This window comes from Paracoccus sp. R86501 (genome assembly GCF_042466435.1).
In the GTDB taxonomy this organism is placed as follows: Bacteria; Pseudomonadota; Alphaproteobacteria; order Rhodobacterales; family Rhodobacteraceae; genus Paracoccus.
The window spans coordinates 1,792,743-1,817,059 of sequence record NZ_JAXHPZ010000001.1; the positions used below are offsets into that span (position 1 = coordinate 1,792,743).

Below are 24,317 nucleotides of genomic sequence, written 5' to 3' on the forward strand. Positions count from 1 at the left end.
CTGGGCCGACTCCCGTTTGGATCAGATGGTCAGATGCCAGCCGCGCGCTTCAGTGGCCTCGAACTCATTGCCCATCAGCAGATCGACCGTCGCGCGGGTGTCGCAGGTCATACCCTTTACCCACAATGGCTGACGACCACGTAGCGCGCCGCAGATGCGGTAGATGCGAGAGATCAGGCTGGTCTGATCCAAGGCGTTCAGGCTCAAATCAAACTCATTGAAGAACACACCATTGCCGGACTTGGTTTCCAGCGCGGCGCTCATGACCACAAACACAGACAACATGGAATATGCGACTGCGGTAAGTTTCCCGATCAAATCGGCAATGAGACGATGCCAGCCCAGATACTGTCTAAGATGGTCGAACAGTCGGTCAGCGCCGAGTGGCAGGATGTCGTTCACAACGTCAAAGTCGACAGTGACCCACTCGGATGCCAGATCGTGATGGCGATTGGCACGAAGTCTCGCAAGCTGAAGCTCGCGACCATTGATATGAAACATGAAAAATGACCCTAAAGCCGCGCATCGACGTTATGGCGCTGCGACTGATTGCTGGACAAAATGCGAGAACCGCTCCGGAAAAGCCCGGAGTTTTAGTTGCGTATGGCGCGTATGTGCAGATGATTGGTCATGTGGCTGATGATGATCAAGGACCGCAGAACTGTCAAGCAGCGATGAACCTGACCTGCCCCCCGCGAAATCCCTCACCGTAATGTAGAGTCTGCGCCAACTCTTAGGGAGCAGACACATGAGAAAGAGCCGTTTCACCGAGGCGCGGATCATCGGGATGATCAAGGAACAGGAAGCCGGCATGCCGACGGCAGAGGTGTGCCGTAGGCATGGCCTCAGCCCTGCAACGTTCTACAAGTTCAAGTCCCAGTATGGCGGGATGGAGGTGTCCGAGGCGGCCAGATTGAAATCGCTCGAAGACGAGAACGCCAAACTCAAGCGCCTGCTGGCCGATATTATGCTGGACAACGTCGTCCTAAAAGACCTGCTGGGAAAGAGCTGACGACATTGATCAAGCGGCGAGACGCGGCGCTTCGGGTGATACGGGATCATGATATCTCGCAGCGCCGAGCCTGCAGGCTGGTCGGTGTCGATCCAAAGACAGTCCGGCGAGAACGCCCGCCGGACAGTGTCGAGATCCGCAAGGAGATGCAGGAGATCGCCGGAAAGCGACGTCGGTTCGGTTATCGCCGGATCGGCGTGCTTCTAGAACGCAAGGGCATGATCATGAACCACAAGAAGCTCTACAGGATCTACCGCGAGGAAGGGCTGTCCGTGCAAAAACGACGCGGTCGCAAGCGAGCGCGTGGCACAAGAATCCCGATGCCATCGGCTGCGGGCGTCAACGCGCGCTGGTCGTTGGACTTTGTCTCCGACAGCTTCGGTGCCTCGCGGAAGTTCCGGATCCTCGCCGTGATCGACGACTGCACGCGTGAATGCCTGTGCCTTGTCGCGGACACCAGCCTGTCCGGCGCACGGGTCGTCCGGGAACTCAGTGCCCTGATCCGGCTCTACGGCAAGCCAGGCTGCATTGTCAGCGATAATGGAACCGAGTTCACCAGTCGGGCGATCCTGAAATGGGCCGACGAGAACGAGGTGTCGTGGCATTACATCGATCCGGGTAAGCCACAGCAGAACGCCTTCGTTGAAAGCTTCAACGGTAGCCTCAGGGATGAACTGCTGAACGAGGAAATCTTCGACAGCCTGGATGACGCGCGGCGCAAGCTGGCCCTGTGGCGCTACGACTATAACACGGTCAGGCCGCACTCGTCCTTGGGTAACCAGACGCCGCAGCAAGCGCGCCGTGCGCTTGAGCATTTTGAGGGCTCCGCGCCCGGCGCACTTGCGCCAGGAAGAGCAACCGAATACCCAGATCCAACCTGCAGAACTCTCGTTATGAATGAGGGACCAGCAGGGGGCAGGTCAATGTGACCCGCGCGACGATTGATCGCTGGTGTTGCACCAATCCGGAATTTCCGAAAAAAATCAAACTGGGCATTCCCGGAACGGGGAATAATCCGACCCGGTTCCTGGTTTCCGAAGTTACTACCTATCTGCGTAACATTGAGGGCAGCGAGTAAGGCGCAGCTTGTTGTGCGCTGTTGAAGCTGCATTCAAATCTTGGTTGGGGTTCTATCCCCTGACCAAGATTACTTCCCTCTTGGTCGCACAGAGCTCAGCGTAATTGTGCCATCACTGTGCCACGAACAGCCGCACGGACACGACACTCCGCACCACGCCGAGATAAAATCGAATATTTCATGTAGTTGAATGGTGCCCGGAGACGGATTTGAACTGCCGACACGCGGATTTTCAATCCTCGCATCTTTCATATTTGCATTCCTCATTTTTCTGAGCTTTCGTGCAAAGACACCGCTGCATACTTATATAAAACGCTGATTTGATTAACTTTATTTCTTAATGCAAGTGTTTATCCACACCTTAAAGGGAGCGGGACACTGCCATTGGTTCTTTATCCGTGGATAAGGTCCAGACATATATTGTGTCCCCAATGTGTCCCCGGTAGTCGTGATGGCACGGATGACGGAGCACACACATGCAACTGAAAATGACTGATGCAAATGTTAAGTCTTTCACTACAGGCGATCGCATTGACCTCGTTGACACCCTCGAGAGAGGCCTCACCTTGCGGGTCACCCCTGCTGGTATGAAGACTTGGGCAGTCCGAGGGCGCTCCAAAGATGGTGTTGCGCAAAGGGTAACGCTTGGGACTTACCCCGAGATGAAGCTGAGCATCGCACGTTTAAAGGCGGCGGACACCAAGCGTCAGCTACGCGAAACAGTCGGCCATCTCAGTCAACGCAAAAAGACTGACGACAGTGGCTTGGATGTCGCTCCAACCTTGGAGCAAATCCTGAACGAATATGAAGCTCTTATGGCGCCAAAGCGACGCATCTGGCAGAGAACAAAGACAGGCCGCCCCTGTGAGGCGTATCACCGGATTGAATCCGTGTTCGGCACCCATCTACAGACCAGAGTGACTGAGCTCAGTCTTGGCGACTTGGCTTCCTCAATGATGTCCTATGCACCGGAATCTGGCAAAAAGACGGCTAACGGACAGGTCTCGAAAGCACGAGCGTATCTTATGCCAGTATTGGACTGGTGTGTCGGTCGCAACAGGTTTGACAAGGAAGGACGAGCACGAGCAAATCGGCTTGATGTTGTCGATCTGCGCTCAACTCATGACCCCGCTTCAGAAGATCATAGCATCCGAGGAAAGCGCGAACGTGCTCTCGACCACGCTGAACTTGGGAAGATCTTGCCGCTCCTTGTGTGGCCAGCGCCGGCATGCCTCGAACTTGGACTTCACCCTGAGCAGGACACTCGCCCATTGGCACTTCGGTTCTTGTTGCTAACCTGTGCAAGACGAGAAGAGCTTGTCAGGATGAGGTGGCGAGATTTCCGCGAAGAATTTGGAACCTGGCACAAGCCTTATGTGAAAACCCATTCGGGCCCTCCTCGGCAACAAAGTCTACCGCTTTCTGATGCAGCAATAGTGCTTCTCAGAAGTTTGCCGAATTACCCAGAGAGGCGCGCCGACGATTTGGTTTTTCCTAATTCCGAAGGTGGATTTCTCGGCAACTGGCATCGGTTCACCCGTCCGATCCAGCGCGAGAGTGGGACGGGTAACTGGCATCGTCATGATCTCCGCCGAACCGGCGCCACAATCATGAAGATCCTGAAAGTGGCTCCCAGAACCATTGACGAAATTCTGGCGCATAATGCCGGCCACGACGACGACGGAACGTCCCGAGCTTTGGAGAACTACTTGATTACTGGCAACCTACTCGAGCATGTAGAAGATCCTCAAAAGGAAGCGCTTGACAGGCTTGCGGACGCTCTCGCGCTTATCGAAGGCAAGGCAACTTTGGATACTCACGACACTGCCCGTTTGCATTCAAAAGTAACAAATTCATCCTAAATTTCGCTTTCGCCAAGTCTGAGGACATGAGGCCCTGATGAGTTGAGAAAACTCCGCGGGCGAATCCAAACATAATGTGATCTGGACCTCTTCCATTTAATTGCGGCCCCCCCCAAAAAAAACGAAACCGCGAACACAAAACCGGCCTCTAAGAATACCGCGTCATAAATGAGGTGCTCGCTCGGCCTGCTACCGGGCTGGGCTGACCAATGACCGCCGACCGAGTGCGAAGCTGGGTCCGACCTATCAGCCGAGCATCTCGATCTGGATCTTCACATCGGTATTGCGACCTTCGGCGGCACGCTCAAAGGCCGCGATGCTGTCCTCGAAAGGCAAGCTGAACGAAATTAGCGGCTTCAGGTCAACCTTACCCGCCGCGATCAGTGCGATGGCCCGATCATAGACGTTGGCATATCGAAAGACTGTCTCAATCCGCAATTCCTTGGCTTGCAGGCCCACAATGTCTACCGGGACTGGGTCGACAGGCATGCCGACCAAGACGACCGTTCCGCCCGGCCGCGACAATTGCGGGACGCCCAGAATTGCGGGGGCCGCACCTGAGCATTCGAAGACCACGTCGGCGCCCCAACCCTCGGTCGCTTCCAAGATCGCCTCGGCGGCAGTCCGGTCGCGGATGTTGATCGTCTCGATGCCGGGATAGGTGCCGATGATGTCCAGCTTGGGCTGGGCCAGATCAGCCACCAGAACCTTGGCGCATCCCCCGGCCAGGGCGGCCAGCGCCGTCATCATGCCGATGGGGCCTGCGCCAAGGACCACGCCCACGTCGCCAGGCTGGATGCGCGCGCGCAATGCAGCCTGCATGCCGATCGCGAAGGGTTCGACCATCGCGCCCTCGGCGAAGGAGACGTGGTCGGGCAGCTTGTAGGTATAGGCCGCCGGATGCACCACCTGCGGCGTCAGGCAGCCATGGACGGGGGGCGTCGCCCAAAAGGTGACTGCGGGATCGACGTTGTAGATCCCCAGCTTGGCCGCGCGCGAGGCGGGGTCGGGAATGCCCGGTTCCATGCAGACGCGATCGCCCGTCTTCAGGTGATGGACCTGCGATCCGACCTCGATCACCACACCCGAAGCCTCGTGCCCCAGGACCATCGGTTCGTTCACGACGAAGGGGCCGATCTTGCCGTGGGTGTAATAATGAACGTCGGATCCGCAGACGCCAACAGTATGAACCTGGATGCGGACATCGGTCGGTCCCATGTCCATCTGCAGGGGAATATCCCGCAGCGACAGCTCTCCCTTGCGTTCCAGAACCAGCGATCTTGGCATCGTGCCTCTCCCTTGGATGCGTGACGGCAGACGCTTTGCCGACGGCCGCATACGACGACAGGCGGGGCGGGCTGTAAAGCCTCGGACTGTTTCGGGGGGTTGGAAAAGCGGCTTCGATCTTGGCGCGGCAATGACCGGGGCCACGCGCGGCGGCGGTCATTGCCCTGTTTTGCCGGGGATTGCTGCACCTGGACCGCCAAGGCGCAGCGATCCCGCAGGATCATGGCGCGGCCAAGGGAACACGGCACTTCTGACAAAAGACTATCTTTGATTGACAAATGTCGGAATCAGCCTCTACCTTGCCATTTGTCGGGTTCGTCCTGACATTTGTGTTGCCCGGGGAGGGGTGATGCCTGGAGGAGCAATCATGGAACAACCGCTGCTGGAGGCCACGGGCTTTCGCAAATCCTTCGGGGGCGTCTTTGCCCTGCGCGACGGCCGCTTCACACTGCGGCCCGGATCGGTTCACGCGCTTTGCGGCGGCAATGGCGCCGGCAAGTCCACCTTCCTGAAGATCCTGATGGGCATCCATCGCCGCGACGGCGGCACGCTGCTGCGCGACGGCAGGGCCATGAGCTTTGACAGCCCATCACAGGCCTTGGCCAACGGAATTTCGATCATCGAACAGGAACTGAGTCCGGTTCCGGCCATGACCGTGGCCGAAAACATCTATCTGGGCCGCGAGCCGGTGGGACTTTTCGGCCGCGTCCGCTTTCGTGAACTGAACCGCAAGGCGCAGGAATTGCTGGACGGGTTCCATTTCGGCATCCGCGCGGAAAGCCTGATGATGGACCTGACGGTGGCCCAGATCCAGCTGGTCGAGATCGCCAAGGCGCTGAGCTATGACGCCGAGATCATCATCATGGACGAACCGACCTCGGCCCTGGGCGAGGCCGAAGCGGACCAGCTGTTCGCGGCCATCAAGACGCTGACGGCCCGCGGCAAGGGCGTCATCTATGTCAGCCACCGCCTGTCCGAAATCTTCTCGATCTGCGACAGCTATACCGTGTTCCGCGACGGCGCCTTCGTCGAGACGGGGGCCATGGCCGACATCGACAAGGATCGCCTGATCCAGCTGGTCGTGGGCCGCCCTCTGACCGAGGAATTCATCAAGGAAAACGAACCGGGCCAGGAGGAACTGCTGTCGGTGCGCAACCTTTCCGCCGATCACGGCGTCCGCGACGTGAACTTCGCCGTCAGGTGCGGCGAGATCCTGGCGCTCTATGGTCTGATGGGATCGGGCCGGACCGAGATCTTCGACCGCCTGTTCGGTCTGTCGGACAGTGGGGGCGGCCAGATTGTCATCGAGGGCAAGCCCATCCGGATCAACACGCCCCACCAAGCGATCAGCGCCGGGCTGGCCTATGTCACGGAAGACCGCAAACATTCCGGGCTGGTGCTGACGGGGGACGTTCGCGACAACCTGTGCCTGGCCACGCTGGACCGGGTTTCGACCGGACCGCTGATGCGGGTGGCGGCCGAACGCGACGCGGCGCAACGCATGATCGAGACGCTGAACATCAAGACCGCTTCGGACAAGCTGTCGGTGTCCAGCCTGTCGGGGGGCAACCAGCAGAAGGTGGTCCTGGGCAAGTGGTTCCTGACCGAACCGCGCATCCTGCTGCTGGACGAGCCGACGCGCGGCGTCGATGTCGGCGCCAAGCGCGAGATCTATCGCGTCATGTCCGATTTCACCCGTGCCGGGGGGGCCGTCATCATGATCTCGTCCGAGACGGACGAGGTTCTGGGCATGGCGGACCGGGCGGTCGTGATGCGCGACGGTCGCGTGGCCGGTGAATTGCAGCGGGCCGAGTTGTCCGCAGAGAGATTGCTGCATCTGGCGGCCTGAAACCGCGGCGCCCCCACACGGGCGACCGCGCGGCGCAAGATGCACGAAAGGGAGGATCAAGGTGGAAAAGCAGATCGAGGCCGCAACGCCGGCCGGGGCAGGAACCGAACAATCGCGCACGATCACGTCGCGCATCGGCCCGTTGGCACAGCGTTACGGCATTCTGATCGCGCTGGTCCTGCTGTGCGTCGTGCTGGCGGTGGTGAACGAGAATTTCCTCAGCCAGCGCAACATCATCAACGTGTTGCGCCAGACCTCGATCAACGGGATTCTGGCGATCGGCATGACCTTCGTCATCCTGACGCGCGGCATCGACCTGTCGGTGGGGTCGGTGGTGGCCTTGGTGGGGGTCGTGTCGGCCAGTTTCGCCACGACCAGCACTGCGGGTGTGGCAGGATCACCCTACATGCCGCTGATCGCGGTGATGGTGGGGCTTGCAACCGGAACCGCCGTCGGCGCCGTGTCCGGCTCGGTGGTGGCCCGGTTTTCCGTCCCGGCTTTCGTGGCGACGCTTGGCATGCTGTCGGCCGCACGCGGTCTGACGCTGATCTATGCGGGCGGTCGGCCCGTGCCGGCGCTGACCGACGGCTATCGCTGGATCGGGACGGGCGATATCGCGGGCATACCCGTGCCCATCATCCTGTTCGGCCTGGTCTTCGTCCTGGCGCATTTCATCCTGACCCGGACCCGGTTCGGCCGCCATGTCTATGCCGTGGGTGGCAATCCGCACGCGGCCAAGGTCTCCGGCCTGCCGGTCCGTCGCATCCGTTTCGCCGTCTACGCCATTTCTGGGGCGCTGGCGGGGATTGCGGGGATGATCCTGGCGGCGCGGACCGGTTCGGCCCTGCCGCAGGCCGGCGTCGCCTATGAACTGGACGCCATCGCGGCCGTGGTCATCGGCGGCACCAGCCTGGCAGGCGGCATCGGTCGTGTCAGCGGCACCGTGATCGGGGCGCTGCTGATCGGTGTGATGAACAACGGGCTCGACCTGATGGGGGTCGAATCCTACTACCAGCAGGTCATCAAGGGCGGGCTGATCGTTGCCGCCGTGCTGCTGGACCGTTCGCGCAAGTCCGAGGACTGACGCCCGCCGGGCGCAGGGGCCGCGAAAAGATTGTCATAAAGGGAGGAAACCACATGACACCGAAGATGATGATGACAGCCAGCGTGTTCGCCTTGGGCCTGGGGGCCGGTGCCGTCCAGGCGCAGGACGACCCGATCAAGATCGGCATGGCCGCCTATGGCCTGAACGCCGAGTTCATGCAGCTGTGGTCGGCCGCCGGTCAGAAGCATCCCGCCGTCCAGTCGGGCATGGTCGAGCTGACGATCTTTGACGGCCGCTATGATGCGCTGGTCCAGCAGGACCAGTTCGAAACGATGATCACCCAGGGCTATGACGCGATCGTCTTTGCGCCCATGGACGTCGAGGCGGGCGCCACGGCGGTCCAGCTGGCGGTCGATGCGGGCATTCCGGTCGTGGGGTCGAACGCGCGGGTGAACAGCGACCAGCTGACATCCTATGTGGGGTCGAACGATGTCGAGGCGGGCTATCTGGAGGCCAAGGCCGTCCTGGACAAGATGAATTGCGAGGGTGATGTCGTCATCATCGAGGGCCCCATCGGCCAGTCGGGCGAAATCCAGCGCGGCGAAGGCAATGAAAAGGCCCTGGCCGAATGCCCCGACGTCAAGATCCTGGAACGCCAGACCGCCAACTGGTCGCGTGCCGAGGCGCAGAGCCTGATGGAAAACTGGCTGACCTCGCATGGCAACGACATCAAGGGCGTGATCGGCCAGAACGACGAGATGGCCCTTGGTGCCATCGAGGCGATCCGCGCCGCTGGAATGGACGTCAGTGATTTCGCCATCGCGGGCGTGGACGGCGTGACCGATGCGCTGAACGCGGTCAAGGAAGGCAGCATGGATTCCATCCTTCAGGATGGCGAGGCGCAGGCCCTGGGCGCCATCGACGTCGCCATCAAGGCCGTCCGCCCCGATTACGAGCCGATGTCCGGCATCTGGGAACAATATCCCGACATGCCGTGGAATGACGGTGCCGACGGCGAATACAACGTCCCCTGGACCCCGGTGACCGCCGAAAACGTCGATGCGCTTCTGGCCACGCGCCAGTAAGCCGGATCAGCTTCCCCGGCGCCTTTGGGTGCCGGGACCACTCACGGAATGGATATCCGGATCGTCCCTGCCGCCGCGCGACCCGCAAGGTCGCAGGGACGGTCCCGCGTCAGACAGAGGACCGCTATGGCAGCTTCATTGGACTTTTCCCTGACGGGCAGAACCGCCCTTGTGACGGGTGCCGCCTCGGGGATCGGCGCGGCCATCGCGCGGGCCTTTTCGACCAAGGGCGCGCGCGTCGCGCTGTTGGACATGAACCTGCAGGGTGCCCGCCAACTGGCCGACGACCTGCCCGGCGAGGCGCAGGCCTTTGTCTGTGACGTGACCGAGCCCGACAGCATCGCATCGGCGTTGACGGGGGCAACCGAGGCATTCGGCGGCATCGACATCCTGGTGAACTCGGCCGGGATCGTGGATCTGGCCCCGGCCGAGGATCTGTCGCCCCAGGCATGGACGCGCACCATCGACATCAACCTGACCGGCAGCTTTGCCATGGCCCAGGCCGTGGGCCGCGCCATGATCGCCGCAGGCAAGGGCGGCCGCATCATCAACCTGGCCAGCCAGGCAGGTTCGGTGGCAATCGAAGGGCATGTGGCCTATTGCGCGGCGAAATTCGGGATCCTGGGCGTCACCAAGACGCTGGCGCTGGAATGGGGCAAGCATGGCATCACGGTCAACGCGATCTCTCCGACGGTGGTGATGACCGATCTGGGCCGCAAGGCATGGGCGGGCCCCAAGGGCGACGCGATGAAGGCGCAGATCCCGGTCGGCCGCTTTGCCGAACCCGACGAGATCGCCGCAGCGGCGGTCTTTCTGGCCTCGGACGCGGCGGCGATGATCAACGGTGCCGATCTTCTGGTCGATGGCGGATATACGGTGAAATGATGGACAGCAGCGACGTGAATACCCGGACCGGCCTGGCCATGCAGCGGTTCTTCAACGATCCCGACGACATCGTCGACGAAACCGTGGCGGGCTTCGTCAAGGCGCATCGCGACCTGGTCCGCAGGGACCCGATGAACGCGCGCGTCGTGCTGTCGCGCTTTGCCCCGCAAGAAGGGCGCGTCGGCATCGTCACGGGCGGCGGCTCCGGCCACGAGCCTGCTTTCATCGGCTATGCCGGCCGCAACATGGTGGACGCCGTCGCGGTTGGAGAGTTGTTTTCCTCACCGACCGCGCAGGCCTTTGCCGATGCGATCCGCGCCGCGGATGGCGGTGCCGGGGTCGCGGTGCTCTATGGGAATTATGCCGGTGACAACATGAACGTCAAAATGGCGCGCGACATGGTGGCTGCCGACGATATCGACGTCGCACTGGTCGTGGCAAATGACGACGTCTGTTCCGCCCCGCCCGCGGAGCGCGCCAAGCGGCGCGGCGTGGCGGGCGAGATCTTCATGTGGAAGATCGGCGGCGCCCGCGCAGCATTGGGCGGCGATCTGGCGCAGGTCCAGGCGGCCGCGCAGAAGGCCATTGACGCCTGCCGTTCGGTCGGCGTGGGCCTCGGGCCCTGCACCCTGCCCGCGGTCGGTCATCCGAACTTCCAGATCGCCCCCGGCACGATGGAGGTCGGCATCGGCCATCACGGCGAACCGGGCACCCGTGTCGAGGCCCTGAAGCGCGCCGATGACATCGCCGACGACATGCTGCGGATCGTGCTGGAGGATCAGGACCTGGCCGAAGGAACCGAGGTCGCGGTGCTGGTCTCGGGCCTTGGCGCGACGCCGGTGAACGAGCTCTATGTTCTCTACGAACGGATCGAGACCGGCCTGGAGGGGGTGGGTCTGAAGGTGCATCGGGCCATCGTCGGCAATTACTTCACCTCGCTCGAGATGGTGGGGGCGACGCTGACGGTCATGGCGCTGGACGAAGAACTCAAGGAACTGCTGGACGTCGAATGCGCCGCACCGGGGATGACCATGTCGGGCAGATCTGTCCAGCCGACAGCCGCCATATCCACTCCGCGCGCCCGCCGGACCGGAACTGCCAAGGCCGAAGCTGCCACGGAACGCGCGCCCGAGGCCACTGGCGATCCGCGCCTTGACCTTCACGCGGCCTCGGGCATCGTGTCCGACCTGGCAAGCGTCATCGTGTCCAACAAGGCCTATCTGTCCGAAATCGACGGTCTGATCGGTGACGGCGACCACGGCATCAACATGGCCAAGGGCTTCGGGCGGGCCGCCGAACGCATCGACGGTCGGGACCTGTCACTGGCCGAGGCATTTTCGACGCTGTCGGACGTGTTGATGACCGAGATCGGCGGATCGATGGGGCCGCTTTACGGGTTCATGTTCCGCAACATGTCCCTGGCGATAGACGGGCGGCAGGCGGTCGATGCCGAGGGCTTCGGCGTCATGCTGCGGGCGGGCCTTCAGGGCGTCCGGACCACGGGTGCCGCCGAGCTGGGCGACAAGACGCTTGTCGACTGCCTGGTGCCGGCCATCGCCGCCTATGAGGCCGCCCTGCCCGAAGGTTTCGGCAACGCGTTGAAGGCGATGGCAGAGGCGGCCGAGAAAGGCCGCGACAGCACCATCGACATGGTCGCGCGGCTTGGCCGGGCAAGTCGCCTTGGCGAGCGTTCGCGCGGGGTTCTGGATGCGGGCGCGACCTCTTGCGCACTGATCCTGACGACGCTGGCGGGCAGCGTGACAACGCGGCTTTCCCCGGCGTGACGTTCGAAGCCGCGGCATTGCATCGCCGCGGCTTCGCGCCGATAATCGCCGCTATGCAGATGTTTACCCGACATGACCTTACCTTGCTGTTTCGCAGCCTTGCCGACCGCATGGTCGCCGAGCAGGATTATCTGGCCGAACTGGACGGCGAGATTGGCGACGCCGATCACGGCGTGGCCATGTCGGGGGGCTTTTCCGCCGCCGCCAAGGCATTGTCGGAAGGCGAGCGTGATGCGCCTGCGCTGGCCGATGGCATGCTTTTGGCCGCCCGCGCCTTGCTGAACGAGATCGGCGCGACCACGGGCCCGCTTTATGCCAGTGCCCTGATGCGTGCCGCCCAGGCATTGGGTCCCCAGGACAAAATTCCTCTGACCCGCCTGCCAGAGGTGATCGTCGCCATGTCCGAGGGAATTGCCGCGCGCGGATCCAGCAAGCCGGGTGACAAGACCATGATCGATGCCTGGGCGCCTGCCGCTCATGTCGCCCGTGCGGGCCTGGCGGCTGACCAGGAGGTTGACCGGGTTCTGGCCGATGCTGCCTCCGCCGCGGCAAAGGGCGCCGAAGCCACGCGTGCGATGATGGCATCCAAGGGTCGGGCGGCGCGTCTTGGCCCGCGTAGCTTGGGCCATGTGGATCCCGGCGCGGCATCGGCGGCCGCGCTGCTGGACAGCATGGCGCTGTGGGTTGCGGACCGATCCGGTCGGGCATCGTCATGACGAATGGACAGACGACACGGGTGGGCGGCATCGCCCGCAGTCCCTTGCGCTTTGGCGAGGACCCTCTGCTTTGGGCCGCTTGGCTTTATTACGAAGATGGCATGACCCAAGGCGACATCGCGGCGCAGATGGGTGTCTCGCGCGCCACGGTGAATGCCTATCTGGCCGATGCGCGGGCCCGGGGCATCGTCTCGATCGAGATCGACCCCGACCGCTTCCGCGCCCTCAGCATCGCGCAGCGCCTGCAGGACCATTTCAACCTGTCGGATTGCTTGGTGATCCCCTCGGAAGGTCCGGGCATTCCGTTGATGAACCGGTTGGGCACGGCAGGGGCACAGCTTTTGGCAAGGACGGCGCAATCGGGCGATACGATCGCGATTACCTGGGGACGCACGGTGCTGGCGCTGGCCGACAACGTCCGCAGCGGCGGGCTTCAGGATCTGCGCGTCGTCCAGGCGACGGGCGGAACCACCGCCAAGATCCCCTGGACGCCCGAGGCCTGCGCAACCACTCTAGCGGACGCCCTTGGCGCGCGCTGCATCCCGATATCGGCCCCTGCGATCGTCTCGTCGCCCGACATGCGGGCGCTTTTGCTGCGTGAACCGGTGGTCGCCGAACAGATGGGCGTTCTGGCCGAAGCGAACCGCATCATTCTGGGCATCTCGTCGCTGCGTCCGGAAAGCACGATCCACAGCAGCGGTTTCTTCGATGCGGTGGACGCGCAGGATTACGCGAATGCGGCGGTCGGCAGCATTGCAGGGCGGCTGATCTCGGCCACGGGCGAGGTCGTCGACGGACCGCTTGAGGGCCGCACCATCGGCATCGACTTGAACAGCCTGGGCAATATCCCCTGCCGGATCGGTGTCGCGGGCGGGATGGACAAGGTGCAGGCCATTCTGGCGGCCTTGCGCGGCAGGCTGGTCAACATCATGGTCACCGATGCCGATACGGCCCGCGCGATCCTCGCCTCCGAAGGGTGCGATATCGGCGCCCCCAAGCGCGTCGGCAAACCATCGCCCGCGCTGCCCGAGCGCATGCGGGTCAAGAAATTCCTCAATCGTTCCCAGGATGCCGTGACCGAGGCCATCGCAGGTGCCGTCCTGGCGCATGAAGGCCTGCTGGCCCCCATCGAGGGGGCGCCCCGCGCGCTGAGGGCCATGACAGGCCCCCGTCCCGGAAAGGTGGGTCTGGTCATCGGCGGAGGATCGGGACATGAGCCTGGATTCTTCGGCTATGTGGGGTCCGGTCTGGCCGATGCGGTCGCCATCGGCAATGTCTTTGCCGCCCCGCCGCCCGTCCCGATCCTGGCGGCGACGCTGGCCGCCGATGGCGGGGCCGGTGTGCTGCATATCTTCGGTAATTTTTCGGGCGACGTGATGAATTTCGAGATGGCTGCCGAGATGGCCGCCGCGCAGGGCATCCCGGTCCGCTCGGTCATCACCACTGATGACATCGCCTCGGCCCCGGTCGAGACGCGGGCCGCACGGCGTGGCGTCGCGGGAAACGTTCTCATCTTCAAGATCGCCGGGGCCGCATGCGATCGGATGTTGCCATTAGAGCGCTGTGCCGAACTGGCCGAACGGGCCACACGAAGATGCTTCACCATGGGCATCGCCCTTGAACCCGGCACATCTCTCGAGACGCGCCGCCCCAGCTTCAGGATTGGTCCCGATGAAATGGAGATCGGTGTCGGGGTGCATGGTGAACGCGGCATCGCCAGCGACAGGTTGGTCGGCGCCGATGAGGCGACGGATTTGATCGTCGATCGGATTCTGTCGGAAATGGCCCCGGCCGAGGGCGACCGTGTCGCGCTGTTGGTCAATTCGCTTGGCAGCACACCGCTGATGGAACTGTATATCATCAACCGGCGTCTCAGACAGCGGCTGCGCGCCCGCGGCGTCGTGGTCCAACGGACCCTGATCGGCCATTATTATACGTCGCTTGACATGGCAGGCATGTCGATCACTGCGATGCTGCTGGACGACGACTTGGCAAGTCTGCTGGATCATCCCTGCCATTCCCCTGCCTGGCATCAGGTTTGACGACTGTCAAGCGGTAGCCGCGCTCCCCTTCAGGGTTCTTAGCCGGGCCCGCTGACATGTTGAAGGGGGCGAAGGGTCTGGGGCGCACACCCAATCTCACAGAGATCGACATGAATGCCTGCCATAGCAATTCCTCCTAACACTTCTATTTCCTGGATCTGCTCAACTCGCTTTGTCAGCGGCCCCGGCCCCGGCCAAGGCCGATGGCGGGGTGGTGCGTGACGTCTAACCTTTGTGGCTTGACCACGCATTTCAGCCTGTCGCCGCAGTGATGCATGCAATGGAGCCTTGCGCGGGAAGCGGACCATTGCAGGAGGTCGCCGTGCCTTTAATCCTGTGATGCTCAGGCAGCTCAGTCCGCCGCACATCGCAACCTGCCCATGAAGGCCATCGCGGATCGATTGTGAGAAGCCGGGAAACCGCACAAAGTTATCATAATGGCGATTGCCCGGAAACTGATTAACCTAGCTAGCGTCCTGTGTAAAAGCCGTCAGTAACAGAAGCCTTCCACTGCCCAAGTGACACAGTTGCTAGTGAAGTGGCGGTGTCGCCAAGAAAGCTTCGGCTCTTTCAATCAGACGCTGGATTGATCTCAGGGAAAGGATCTGGCGCCTCTCTAGCGCTGCCTCGACTGCGCCGATGACTGCATCAGCGTGAACTCCCTCTCCAAACCGCTTGATGGCAATCGATCGAGCAACCATCGTTAGCTGCTGTGCAGTTGGATCCGGAACTTTGACGAGATGGCATCGATCCAGAAGCGGTTGTGGAAGTCTGCTGGCATCGTTCGTCGTCATGATCCAGCTAACTCCCCGAAGGTCGAAAGGCACCTGGTAATATGGGCAGTGCCATCGCGCCGCGGTCAGCGGTTCGATCATCGACATCAGAACTGGGATCAGACCCGGGACTGTCTTGCCTCCAGCGGTCTCGACATTCGTGGGTGCCTTGTCAACCTCATCGATGATCATCACCGGGTTTGTGGTGCGAAGAGAGATCATTCCGCTGACAAGCACACCGGCCTCCGACTTTCCCCAGATACGTTCCGATCCACATAGCGAGAATACGGCTCCCCCACTGCCACCTACGTCGAGAGTGATTGCCTGCACTCCGACCAGCTGAGCCATCGCCCGGGCCCACCAAGACTTTCCGAGTCCCGGACGCCCCTCGATGATCATCGGAGGGGCATGGAATGCAGCTGGCCCGGATGATGTTCGAACCCGCATCTCTCGCATTACGAGGGTTCCTGCGGCTGCCATCCATGGGGCTTTCTGATGAAGATCGGCAGCGATTTCGTCAGCTTGATGACTGCTGAGCGCCTTGGCTGGTCGAGCTGTTTTGGCAGCGTGCAGCAGGGCTGTCCGTTCTTCCGGCTTGATCCGGTCCGACAACACCAATGCGCCCGATTGACGTTTGTCGGCCAGCTTCTCGATTCGCTCCTTGAGCCGTCGTCGAGATGCTGTGGATAGCGTTTTTTCCAATGTTTGCTGGATACGCTGGATGCTCTCGCGATGTAGCGACCTGACAGCGATGTCATCGATTTCAACAAGGCGGATCGGGACTAGGGACATGATGATAGAACCTGAGCAGATATAACTGGGTGCCCTGGTCAAGGCATGACCAGGTTAAGCGCGGATCGAGCGTCGCGCTGGTATCTGCTGATGGTGCGGTTTGAACATCATGTCGCGAATATACGGCAGGGGCTGGAGACCGCAAGACATATGCTGCCCCTATTTCCGATACATAAGCAGAGCCTATGCAAGCACGCTTTTCCGGCCTCATCCAGGTGTAGAGGTGGCCGCAGGAATTCGGACCGGTCGTTAAGCTCTGGCGAGTGACGAAGGACTGATCCACATGACGAAACGAAAGCGTTATTCGGCGGAGTTCAAGGCAAAGGTGGCTCTTGAAGCCATTCGCGAGGAGCTGACGACACCCGCCATCGACTGAGCAGCATCTCGTAGAACTGTTCCGCCGCCGGCGATCGTCGAGAACCTGGCACGCGGACTACTCCCACGGTTCGCGTGACATCAGGCAGTGTCAATGGGACCGTGGCGATTGTGTGATGCGGTCCCGCGGGCAGCGCCATGCGCGGCAGCGCGGCCACCCCCAGCCCGGCCTCGACCAGACCAAGCGAAGTGGACAGGTGCTGCACCTCGAAGAACGGGCGGGGCCTGACATTCGCCTTCGCCAGCGCCAGGTCCATGATCAGGCGGTTGCCGCTGGACCGACCCACGGTGACGAACCGATGATCGGCCAGCTCCTCCCAGCTGACCGAGGGCCGCCCGGCCAGCACGTGGTCGCGTCGGCAGGCCAGCAGGAACGGCTCTTCGATCAGCGGGTCGAAGGCCACTTCGGGATCGTCCGCGCCCAGCAGAGTGATGCCGAAATCGACCTCCCGGTTCAGGACGCTTTGCAGAACTTCGTTGGCGCCCGCATCCAGGATGCGAAACCGGATCGCGGGAAATTCGGCGGAAAATGCGCTGATGACATCGGGCAGAAAGTAATAGGCCGCCGTGGGGATGCAGGCGATGCTGACCAGCCCCGATCGGCGTTCCGCAATCTCGCGCACGGACATCAGCGAAGTTTCCAGATCGTCCAGCAGGCGCCGCGCCCGGGGCAGGAAATCACGGCCCACTGCCGTCAGCGACACGCGGCGGGTGGTCCGTTCCAGCAGGGGCACGCCCAGGGTCGTCTCCAGCTTCTGGATGCGGCGGGTCAGGGCGGGCTGCGACAGGTGGATGCTGTCGGCGGCGGCGCGAAAGCTTTGCATCTCGGCGGTGGCCACGAAGGCGCGCAGGTCTTCCAGATCGATATTCATGTTTCTGACGCAATAATCATTCCGATCATTGCATTTCACACATTCCGGCATCTCTGGCAAGCCTGTGCCCAAGACGTGGGCACTTGCCCCTGACAGTCCGAGAAGGCCAAGATCATGCAAAAAATTCCCTGCGTCCTGATGCGCGGCGGCACCTCGCGCGGGCCGTTTTTCCTGTCCAGCGATCTGCCGGACGATGTTGCGGCGCGGGATGCGATGCTGATCTCGGCGATGGGATCGGGGCATCCGTTGCAGATCGACGGGATCGGCGGCGGCAATCCCCTGACCAGCAAGGTGGCCATCGTGGGCCGCAGCACTCGTAACGACGCGGATGTCGCTTACCTATTTGCACAGGTGAATGTCGACCGCGCGCTGGTCGATACCGCGCCCAATTGCGGCAACATGCTGGCGGCGGTCGGTCCCTTTGCCATCGAACAGGGGCTGATCCCGGCCAGCGATCCCGAAACGCGGCTGACGATCTTCAACGTCAACACCGGCAAGCGGATCGAGGCGATCGTGCAGACCCCCGGCGGCGCGGTCGATTACGAAGGCGACACCGCCATCGCGGGCGTGCCCGGCACGGCGGCCCCGGTGCGAATGGCGTTCCTGGATGCGGCAGGGTCCAAGACGGGCAGGCTGCTGCCGACGGGGTCGGCCGCCGATGTGATCGACGGCGTCGAGGTCACGCTGTTCGACATGGCCGTCGCGGCGATGCTGCTGGACGCCCGTGGCCTTGGCAAGACTGGCTGCGAAACGCCGGCTGAACTGGACGCCGACGGCGCTTTCCTGCAGGGTCTGGAGCGGTTGCGCCAGGAGGCGGGGCGGCGCATGGGCCTGGGGGACGTGTCGCAGATGGTCATCCCCAAGCCGATCCTGCTTGCACCGCCTGCGGGTGACGGCACGATCACTGCACGCTATTTCATGCCCCATTCCTGCCATACGGCGGTGGCGATCACCGGCGCAGTCTGCATCGCCTCGGCCTGCTGCACCCCCGGAACCGTGGCCCATCGCCTGGCGCGGCTGCCGCAGCCGGATGCCGACGGTCGGCGGCGGCTGGTCATCGAACATCCCTCGGGGCAGACACCGGTCGAGATCGAGCAGGACCCCGTCACCGGCATCGTTAAACGCGCCATGGTGATCCGGACCGCCAGGCGGCTGTTCGACGGCTTTGTCCATGTGCGCGATCAGGTCGCCTGAGCGCCCCGACATCAGACCATCCAAGGAGGAGACCCAGATGAGACACCTGACCCACCCCCTGCGGGCCGCGCTGCTGAGCGCCGTGGCCGCATTTTCCTTGCCCCAGACCCTGCTGGCGCAGGATTTTTCCGGCGAGACCGTCGAATGGACCATTCCCTTCGGCGTCGGCGGCGGCACAGATGTCTGGGCGCGCTTCTTCGCGCCGCAGCTGTCCCAAGCCCTGCCGGGGCAGCCGAATGTCGTTGTGCTGAACGTGCCCGGCGGCGGGTCGATCACCGGCGCGAACCAGTTCGCCAGCCGCGCCACCGATGACGGGTTGTCGATCCTGGGCACGTCGGCCTCGACCCAATATCCCGCGATCCTGGGCGATCCGCGGGTGCGCTATGACTATGCCGACTGGACGGCGGTTCTGGCATCGCCCACTGGCGGCGTCGTCTATGCCGATCCGATATACGACGTCACCGGCCCCGAAGGTCTGGAGACCCTCAAGGCCGAAGAGATCCGCTTCGCCAGCCAGGGCGCGACTGCGCTGGAGATGCCGGTGCTGCTGGCGCTGAAGATGATGGGGCTGAACATCCGTCCGGTCTTTGGCATGGAAAGCCGCGGCGCGGGTCGCCTGGCCTTTGAACGCGGCGAGGCCGGGATCGATTTCCAGACCAGTTCCGCCTATCTCAACAGCGTCGCGCCGCTGGTTGACAGTGGCAAGGCCGTGCCGCTGTTCTCGATGGGCGCGGTCGATGCCAAAGGCAACGTGACCCGCGATCCGTCCTTCCCGGACCTGCCGACCTTCGTCGAGTTCTATACCGACGCGATGGGCGCGGCCCCCGAGGGTGAGGCCTTCGAGGCCTGGAAGGCGCTGATGATCGCCGGCTATTCCCTGCAGAAGATGGTGGTCCTGCCCAAGGACGCCCCGGCCGAGGTCATCGCCACCTATGCCGACGCCGCCCGCCAGATCGTCGAGGCGCCTGATTTCCGCGAACGCGCCGGAGAGGAGATCGGCGTCTATGACCAGCTGGTCGGCGACGAGGCCGATGCCGCGCTGCAGGCCGCGCTGACCGTCGATCCGGCCATCCGCGAATTCCTGACGACCTGGCTGTCCGAGGATTACGGCGTCCGGTTCTGACCGACCGGCGGGGCCGCCTGGCCCCGCCGCAATGCAAGTGGGGGGAGAAAACCACGATGTTCGATATTGCCCTTTCGGCACTGGGCCAAGTCATGTCTGCCGGACACCTGACCTTCCTGGTCGTAGGCGTCTTGGTGGGCCTGATCGTGGGCATCCTGCCCGGACTGGGCGGCATTGCCGGGATGTCGATCCTGCTGCCGTTCCTTTACGGGATGGAGCCGACCGCCGCCTTGGGGATGCTGATCGGCATGGTTGCCGTCATTCCCACCGGCGACACCTTCACATCCGTCATGATGGGGATCCCCGGGTCCAGCGCCAGCCAAGCCACCGTGCTGGACGGGTTCCCCATGGCCAAGCGCGGAGAGGCGGCCCGCGCCCTGTCGGCCGCCTTCACCAGTTCGCTGATCGGGGGTCTGATCGGGGCTTTGGTCCTGTCGGTCGCCATCGTCATGGCTCGGCCGCTGGTCCTGTCCTTTTCCTCGGCCGAGCTGTTCATGCTGACGCTGTTCGGCCTGTCCATGGTGGCCGTCCTGTCGGGGCGCAGCCTGACCAAGGGGATCGCCGCCGCGGGCTTGGGGCTGGTCATCGGCACGATCGGCACCGCGCCGGCCACCGGCGAGGCGCGCATGACCCTGGGCATCGACTATCTCTATGACGGGGTGCCCCTGGTCGTCGTGGCCATGGGACTCTTTGCCATTCCCGAAATCATCGACCTGCTGAAGCGCGGCACGGCCATTTCCGACAGCACTCCCCTGGGCGGCGGCTGGATGAAAGGCGTGCGCGATGTGCTGGGCCATCCCTGGCTGGTCGCGCGCTGCGCCAGCCTCGGCTGCGTCATCGGCGCGCTGCCGGGTCTGGGCGGGGCGGTGGTCGACTGGATCGCCTACAGCCATGTCGTCCAGACCAGCAAGGATCGCAGCCGGTTCGGCAAGGGTGACGTGCGCGGCGTCATCGCCCCTGAGAGCGCCAACAACGCCTGCCAGGGCGGGGCGCTGGTGCCCACTTTGCTGTTCGGCGTGCCCGGGTCGGGGTCGATGGCGGTGTTTCTGGGCGGCATGGTCCTGTTGGGCATCCAGCCCGGCGTGACCATGGTCGAGACGCGGCTGGACCTGACCTACACGATCATCTGGTCGCTGGCCCTGGCCAACGTGGTCGGCGCGGGCCTTTGCGTGCTGATGGCCCGGCAGGTGGCGCGTCTGACGCAGGTGCCCTTTGTCTATCTGGCGCCCTTCATGGTGATGATTGCCATGTTCGCGGCCTTTCAGGCCTCGCGGTCGATGGCGGATCTGGTGGCGCTGATCATCATGGGCGCCGTCGGCATCTACATGCGCCGGTTCGGCTGGCCGCGGCCCGCGCTGCTGATCGGGTTCGTGCTGGCACCGGGGGCCGAGGGCTATCTCTACCAGGCCGTGCAGTTCTATGGTTCGGACTGGCTGCTGCGCCCGGGCGTCATCATCATCGCGCTGATCACCGTCGTGTCAGTCTTTCTGGGCTTGCGCTACGGTGCGGAGGTCTCCAGCGAGGGGGCAAGCGACATAGCCGACCAGAACACCCGGGGCCGTCAGATGGCCTTTGCCGGGATTTTGGTCGCCGCGGCTGCCTTCTGCTTGGCGGAAAGCATCGGCCTAAGCTTCCTGGGTATGGTTTTTCCATTGACCATCGGCATCTTGGCCTTGGCCGGAGCCTTGGGTGTTGTCTTCTGCATCCGCCTCGGCCGAGTGGCAGAGATCCACGATGACGATGCCAGCGCGGCAGTATCGGGAACTTGGTCCGGCCGTGAAATGTATTTGGCGGTGTTTGCCGCTCTGGTCGGACTGGTCTGGCTGATCGGCTTTGTGCCCGCCATGGCAGTGTTTTTCCCGGCCTTTCTGATTATCGCCGGCAAGGCTCCTCCGCTGCAGGCGACCCTTCTGACGATCGGTGCTGTCGGGTTCATCAGCGGAATCACCTGGGCAATGACTCTGCGATTGCCCGGTGGCATCATCTCGCCGCTGCTGTTCTAGCTTTCCGTCCAAAGGCTCGTAAGGCGGCCATTCTCGATGGCCGCCTTTGTTCGTCGGTGCCTTGCTCATCAAAGAAGGCGAGACAAGGGCAGCATAGACAGGACTTATGCCCATATAGCAAATTCAGTCACAACTTTCAAAAATGAGACTTCGCTGCGGAGCGGTCGAGCGGCAGCTTATGGTTGTATTCCTATGGAGGTTAAGATGTTCCGTCCCCCTTTATGGGCCGACCCCACTTGCTGCACCTGCATTCGCCGCGGGAGTGGCGAATGTAGGTGATGCGGGACAAACCAGACCTCCGCCGCAGGCGCGTCAATGTCCGGTTTGGTGCAGTCCTTCCAAAAACGGTCGTTTTTGGGAAGATCGGTGCGGATGCAGCTGCGTCGGTAACGAACCCAAAATCACGTAAACCAAGCATGTGCTCTAGTGCGCAGATTCTGCCAATTTCCGAATTTCTGAATGAGGGATGGAAGGGACAAAGTTCCCATCGCGGCCCGCCATGTCGCTGTTGGCAATCAGACTGTTCAGGATGGCTTCTTCTGTTGATTGCACCACGGCCTCGAAGAACGGGTCCAGATGTTCATCGGGGATCATTGTCAGGTTGAGCAACAGTTTGGGCGCACAGGAATTTGAAACAGTATTTGCCGTAGAGAATGCAATGAAGATGTCGCCGGAGCCGTGGCGTGCAAAGCCTCCTGTATTGCCCACGCCAAGTGTTGCACGGCGTGCCAGTCTCTTGAGCTGATGCGGCAGGAGCGGGGCATCGGTTGCAATGACCACAATGATCGAACTCAGGTCCGGATCGGGAGAATTTTGAACCACCTTCGGGTCCGTCAGTCTTTGGCCGATAGAGTGTCCCAAAATTCGAAGGTCGTTCCGGCTCCCGAAGTTTGCCTGAACGAAGGTGCCTACAGTGTAGTCTGTTTCGTCAAAATCTACGATGCGGGAGGCGGTGCCAGAACCGGCCTTGAAGCCGAAACATTTCATGCCTGTCCCTCCGCCAACGCTTCCTTCTTCGATTAAGCCTGAGACTGCACTGTTTATTGCTTGTCGGACGTGTTCCTGTGTGACGTGAAAGCCATTTATGTCATTTAGAAAGCCATCGTAAGTTTCAGCAGCAACAGGCAGAGCAAAGCCATCGGAAAAGTGGTCAGGGAATCGTTCGGCGGCCCATTGGATTGTTGCGTCCCTTGCCACACCACAGGAGTGGGTATTCGTGATGGTAATTGGTAGCGAGAACTTCCCAACCTCTTCAATAAAGTGGGACCCCGTTAGCTCTCCATTCCCGTTCAGGCTAAACAAACCCGCCATGACAGGTGCACACAACTGATCCAAAGGCCGTGGCAGAATGGCTGTAACACCTGTCCGGACAGGCCCTTTGCCGACCACGAGTTTTCCATCACCTTCAACGATTGTGGTGTATCCTACCGATACCCCCTGAACGTCTGTAATACTGTTAAGTCTACCGGTGGCACCCGGAAATTGAAGGCCAAGAGACGCTGCTCTCGGTTTTCCGAACGGGATGTTGGTTGTATTGATACCTTGTCGCTCTGCCATTGTTTCAAACCGTTTCACGATATTATCTTAGTCTTAAGCTACTTGAATGAAGTTTGGATGCAACGTCAGCTGTCGCCGCAATGCGGATTTTCCGACCGCTCAACAAACCCTCGTTTTAGCTCATTCGCAAACGTCCTCGTTTTGCGCTGCCAAAAACCCCGTTCAAAACCCAAGTGGTTGTTGAACGTTTTTGCCTTCACCGTGATGGCAGACATTAGCCGCAGTGCAGAAAATCGGTAAGGAGGGCTCAAAGCGGACCTTCGCCGCGGATTGATGGTATGGTGGGGCGTCGGCGCAGTGCCGAAGACGTGGCGGGACCGGTGGAGCGGAGGAACCGTCATGCCTACTGCCAACCTACCAGCAATCCGCGCCTGCCGTCCCGCTTGGAACAAGGGGCGCATCGTCGGCCAGAAACGTCCGCTGCAGCCGAAGCATGTCTGGGCGATCCGGGTCCGCCTCGAGATCGCGGGGCGGACTCGCGAGCTGGCGCTCTTCAACCTCGCCATCGACAGCAAATTGCGTGGCTGCGACTTGGTGCGCCTCAAGGTCACCGACGTCTATGCGGCGGGCCAGGTAAAGCACCGCGCCTCGATCGTTCAAAGCAAGACACGGCGGCCGGTCAGCTTCGAGATCACCGAAGGGACCCGGAAAGCAATCGGAGCATGGCTTGAAGCGCCGCTGATGGTCGGATCAGAACATCTCTGGCCCGGACAGTTCCATGAGCGGCGGCACATCTCGACACGCCAGTATGCTCGCCTCGTCCGAGACTGGGTAACATCCATCGGCCTTGAGCCGAGCGCGTATGGCACCCATTCCATGCGGCGCACGAAAGTCGCGCAAATATACCGAAAGACCGGCAATCTGCGGGCAGTGCAACTCCTCCTCGAGCACACGAAGATGGACAGCACGGTGCGTTACCTGGGCGTAGAGTTGGAAGATGCGCTCGCGATTGCAGAGGCGGTGGAAATCTGAACCGGGCGGGC

Annotated in this window: 17 protein-coding genes and 1 pseudogene; 13 read left to right on the forward strand and 5 right to left on the reverse strand. The window is 62.1% G+C overall.

All coding sequences use genetic code 11. The annotated features are described in order from the left end of the window. Positions 1-21 precede the first annotated feature (21 nt). Entirely contained in the window at positions 22-501 is a 480-nt protein-coding gene (locus SJY40_RS08690) for a hypothetical protein (RefSeq protein WP_378945117.1), read from the reverse strand. Between the two features lie 247 nt (positions 502-748). Here SJY40_RS08690 and SJY40_RS08695 point away from each other — a divergent pair. After that, a protein-coding gene (locus SJY40_RS08695) for an IS3 family transposase (protein ID WP_378945119.1) occupies positions 749-1,941 on the forward strand; the annotation gives its coding sequence in 2 pieces (ribosomal slippage) (positions 749-998 and positions 998-1,941; 1,194 coding nt in all). A 625-nt stretch (positions 1,942-2,566) separates the two neighbouring features. Further along, complete coding sequence (locus SJY40_RS08700) at positions 2,567-3,952, forward strand: tyrosine-type recombinase/integrase (protein ID WP_378945121.1); 1,386 nt, start codon at positions 2,567-2,569, stop codon at positions 3,950-3,952. Positions 3,953-4,198: 246 nt separating this feature from the next. Here the strand turns inward: SJY40_RS08700 and SJY40_RS08705 are convergent, their stop codons facing one another. Continuing rightward, complete coding sequence (locus SJY40_RS08705) at positions 4,199-5,239, reverse strand: NAD(P)-dependent alcohol dehydrogenase (RefSeq protein ID WP_378945124.1); 1,041 nt, start codon at positions 5,237-5,239, stop codon at positions 4,199-4,201. 367 nt (positions 5,240-5,606) lie between these two features. Here SJY40_RS08705 and SJY40_RS08710 point away from each other — a divergent pair, with 367 nt between their 5' ends. The 7 genes from SJY40_RS08710 (at position 5,607) to SJY40_RS08740 (ending at position 14,645) form a co-directional block, all read left to right on the forward strand. Continuing rightward, the gene (locus SJY40_RS08710; protein WP_378945127.1) at positions 5,607-7,088 is read left to right on the forward strand and encodes a sugar ABC transporter ATP-binding protein; all 1,482 of its coding nucleotides are present in this window, start codon (positions 5,607-5,609) and stop codon (positions 7,086-7,088) included. Positions 7,089-7,149: 61 nt separating this feature from the next. Beyond that, the gene (locus tag SJY40_RS08715; protein ID WP_378945130.1) at positions 7,150-8,172 is read left to right on the forward strand and encodes an ABC transporter permease; all 1,023 of its coding nucleotides are present in this window, start codon (positions 7,150-7,152) and stop codon (positions 8,170-8,172) included. A 65-nt stretch (positions 8,173-8,237) separates the two neighbouring features. After that, entirely contained in the window at positions 8,238-9,218 is a 981-nt protein-coding gene (locus SJY40_RS08720; RefSeq protein ID WP_378945132.1) for a substrate-binding domain-containing protein, read from the forward strand. 126 nt (positions 9,219-9,344) lie between these two features. Then, complete coding sequence (locus tag SJY40_RS08725) at positions 9,345-10,103, forward strand: GolD/DthD family dehydrogenase (protein WP_378945134.1); 759 nt, start codon at positions 9,345-9,347, stop codon at positions 10,101-10,103. Further along, complete coding sequence (gene dhaL, locus SJY40_RS08730) at positions 10,103-11,887, forward strand: dihydroxyacetone kinase subunit DhaL (protein ID WP_378945136.1); 1,785 nt, start codon at positions 10,103-10,105, stop codon at positions 11,885-11,887. Before SJY40_RS08725 ends, dhaL (SJY40_RS08730) begins: the two co-directional genes overlap by 1 nt. Positions 11,888-11,970: 83 nt before the next feature. After that, positions 11,971-12,603 (forward strand): dihydroxyacetone kinase subunit DhaL, encoded by a 633-nt coding sequence (dhaL, locus tag SJY40_RS08735; RefSeq protein WP_378945139.1) that lies wholly within the window; start codon positions 11,971-11,973, stop codon positions 12,601-12,603. Further along, on the forward strand, positions 12,600-14,645 hold the full coding sequence (locus tag SJY40_RS08740; RefSeq protein WP_378945142.1) for a bifunctional sugar-binding transcriptional regulator/dihydroxyacetone kinase subunit DhaK: 2,046 nt from the start codon (positions 12,600-12,602) through the stop codon (positions 14,643-14,645). Before dhaL (SJY40_RS08735) ends, SJY40_RS08740 begins: the two co-directional genes overlap by 4 nt. Positions 14,646-15,175: 530 nt before the next feature. On the opposite strand, the gene SJY40_RS08745 is transcribed toward SJY40_RS08740, so the two are convergent. Then, entirely contained in the window at positions 15,176-16,210 is a 1,035-nt protein-coding gene (locus tag SJY40_RS08745) for an AAA family ATPase (protein ID WP_378945145.1), read from the reverse strand. A 347-nt stretch (positions 16,211-16,557) separates the two neighbouring features. Further along, positions 16,558-17,457 (reverse strand): annotated as a pseudogene (locus tag SJY40_RS08750) (LysR family transcriptional regulator); the annotation flags it as partial. Positions 17,458-17,571: 114 nt separating this feature from the next. On the opposite strand from SJY40_RS08750, the gene SJY40_RS08755 reads away from it, so the two are divergent. Genes SJY40_RS08755 through SJY40_RS08765 form a run of 3 tightly spaced genes read left to right on the forward strand, consistent with a single transcriptional unit; the run spans position 17,572 to position 21,777 of the window. Next, positions 17,572-18,651: a 4-oxalomesaconate tautomerase gene (locus SJY40_RS08755; protein WP_378945148.1), complete on the forward strand. Its 1,080-nt coding sequence runs from the start codon at positions 17,572-17,574 to the stop codon at positions 18,649-18,651. Positions 18,652-18,688: 37 nt separating this feature from the next. Next, positions 18,689-19,774: a Bug family tripartite tricarboxylate transporter substrate binding protein gene (locus SJY40_RS08760; protein ID WP_378945151.1), complete on the forward strand. Its 1,086-nt coding sequence runs from the start codon at positions 18,689-18,691 to the stop codon at positions 19,772-19,774. Between the two features lie 56 nt (positions 19,775-19,830). Beyond that, positions 19,831-21,777: a tripartite tricarboxylate transporter permease gene (locus SJY40_RS08765; protein WP_378945153.1), complete on the forward strand. Its 1,947-nt coding sequence runs from the start codon at positions 19,831-19,833 to the stop codon at positions 21,775-21,777. A 423-nt stretch (positions 21,778-22,200) separates the two neighbouring features. On the opposite strand, the gene SJY40_RS08770 is transcribed toward SJY40_RS08765, so the two are convergent. Continuing rightward, positions 22,201-23,352, reverse strand: coding sequence for a P1 family peptidase (locus SJY40_RS08770; protein WP_378945156.1), 1,152 nt, complete (start codon positions 23,350-23,352; stop codon positions 22,201-22,203). Between the two features lie 321 nt (positions 23,353-23,673). Here SJY40_RS08770 and SJY40_RS08775 point away from each other — a divergent pair, with 321 nt between their 5' ends. Continuing rightward, positions 23,674-24,306 (forward strand): tyrosine-type recombinase/integrase, encoded by a 633-nt coding sequence (locus SJY40_RS08775; protein ID WP_378945158.1) that lies wholly within the window; start codon positions 23,674-23,676, stop codon positions 24,304-24,306. Positions 24,307-24,317: the final 11 nt, after the last annotated feature.

What these genes read in the sequence shown, in the direction of transcription:
- SJY40_RS08760 (WP_378945151.1), top strand. Translation starts at nt 18,689, where the DNA reads ATGAGACACCTGACCCACCCCCTGCGGGCCGCGCTGCTGAGCGCCGTG.
- SJY40_RS08690 (WP_378945117.1), bottom strand. Translation starts at nt 501, where the DNA reads ATGTTTCATATCAATGGTCGCGAGCTTCAGCTTGCGAGACTTCGTGCC.
- SJY40_RS08705 (WP_378945124.1), bottom strand. Translation starts at nt 5,239, where the DNA reads ATGCCAAGATCGCTGGTTCTGGAACGCAAGGGAGAGCTGTCGCTGCGG.
- SJY40_RS08700 (WP_378945121.1), top strand. Translation starts at nt 2,567, where the DNA reads ATGCAACTGAAAATGACTGATGCAAATGTTAAGTCTTTCACTACAGGC.
- SJY40_RS08745 (WP_378945145.1), bottom strand. Translation starts at nt 16,210, where the DNA reads ATGTCCCTAGTCCCGATCCGCCTTGTTGAAATCGATGACATCGCTGTC.
- SJY40_RS08740 (WP_378945142.1), top strand. Translation starts at nt 12,600, where the DNA reads ATGACGAATGGACAGACGACACGGGTGGGCGGCATCGCCCGCAGTCCC.
- SJY40_RS08720 (WP_378945132.1), top strand. Translation starts at nt 8,238, where the DNA reads ATGATGATGACAGCCAGCGTGTTCGCCTTGGGCCTGGGGGCCGGTGCC.
- SJY40_RS08775 (WP_378945158.1), top strand. Translation starts at nt 23,674, where the DNA reads ATGCCTACTGCCAACCTACCAGCAATCCGCGCCTGCCGTCCCGCTTGG.
- SJY40_RS08710 (WP_378945127.1), top strand. Translation starts at nt 5,607, where the DNA reads ATGGAACAACCGCTGCTGGAGGCCACGGGCTTTCGCAAATCCTTCGGG.
- SJY40_RS08725 (WP_378945134.1), top strand. Translation starts at nt 9,345, where the DNA reads ATGGCAGCTTCATTGGACTTTTCCCTGACGGGCAGAACCGCCCTTGTG.
- SJY40_RS08755 (WP_378945148.1), top strand. Translation starts at nt 17,572, where the DNA reads ATGCAAAAAATTCCCTGCGTCCTGATGCGCGGCGGCACCTCGCGCGGG.
- SJY40_RS08765 (WP_378945153.1), top strand. Translation starts at nt 19,831, where the DNA reads ATGTTCGATATTGCCCTTTCGGCACTGGGCCAAGTCATGTCTGCCGGA.
- dhaL (WP_378945136.1), top strand. Translation starts at nt 10,103, where the DNA reads ATGGACAGCAGCGACGTGAATACCCGGACCGGCCTGGCCATGCAGCGG.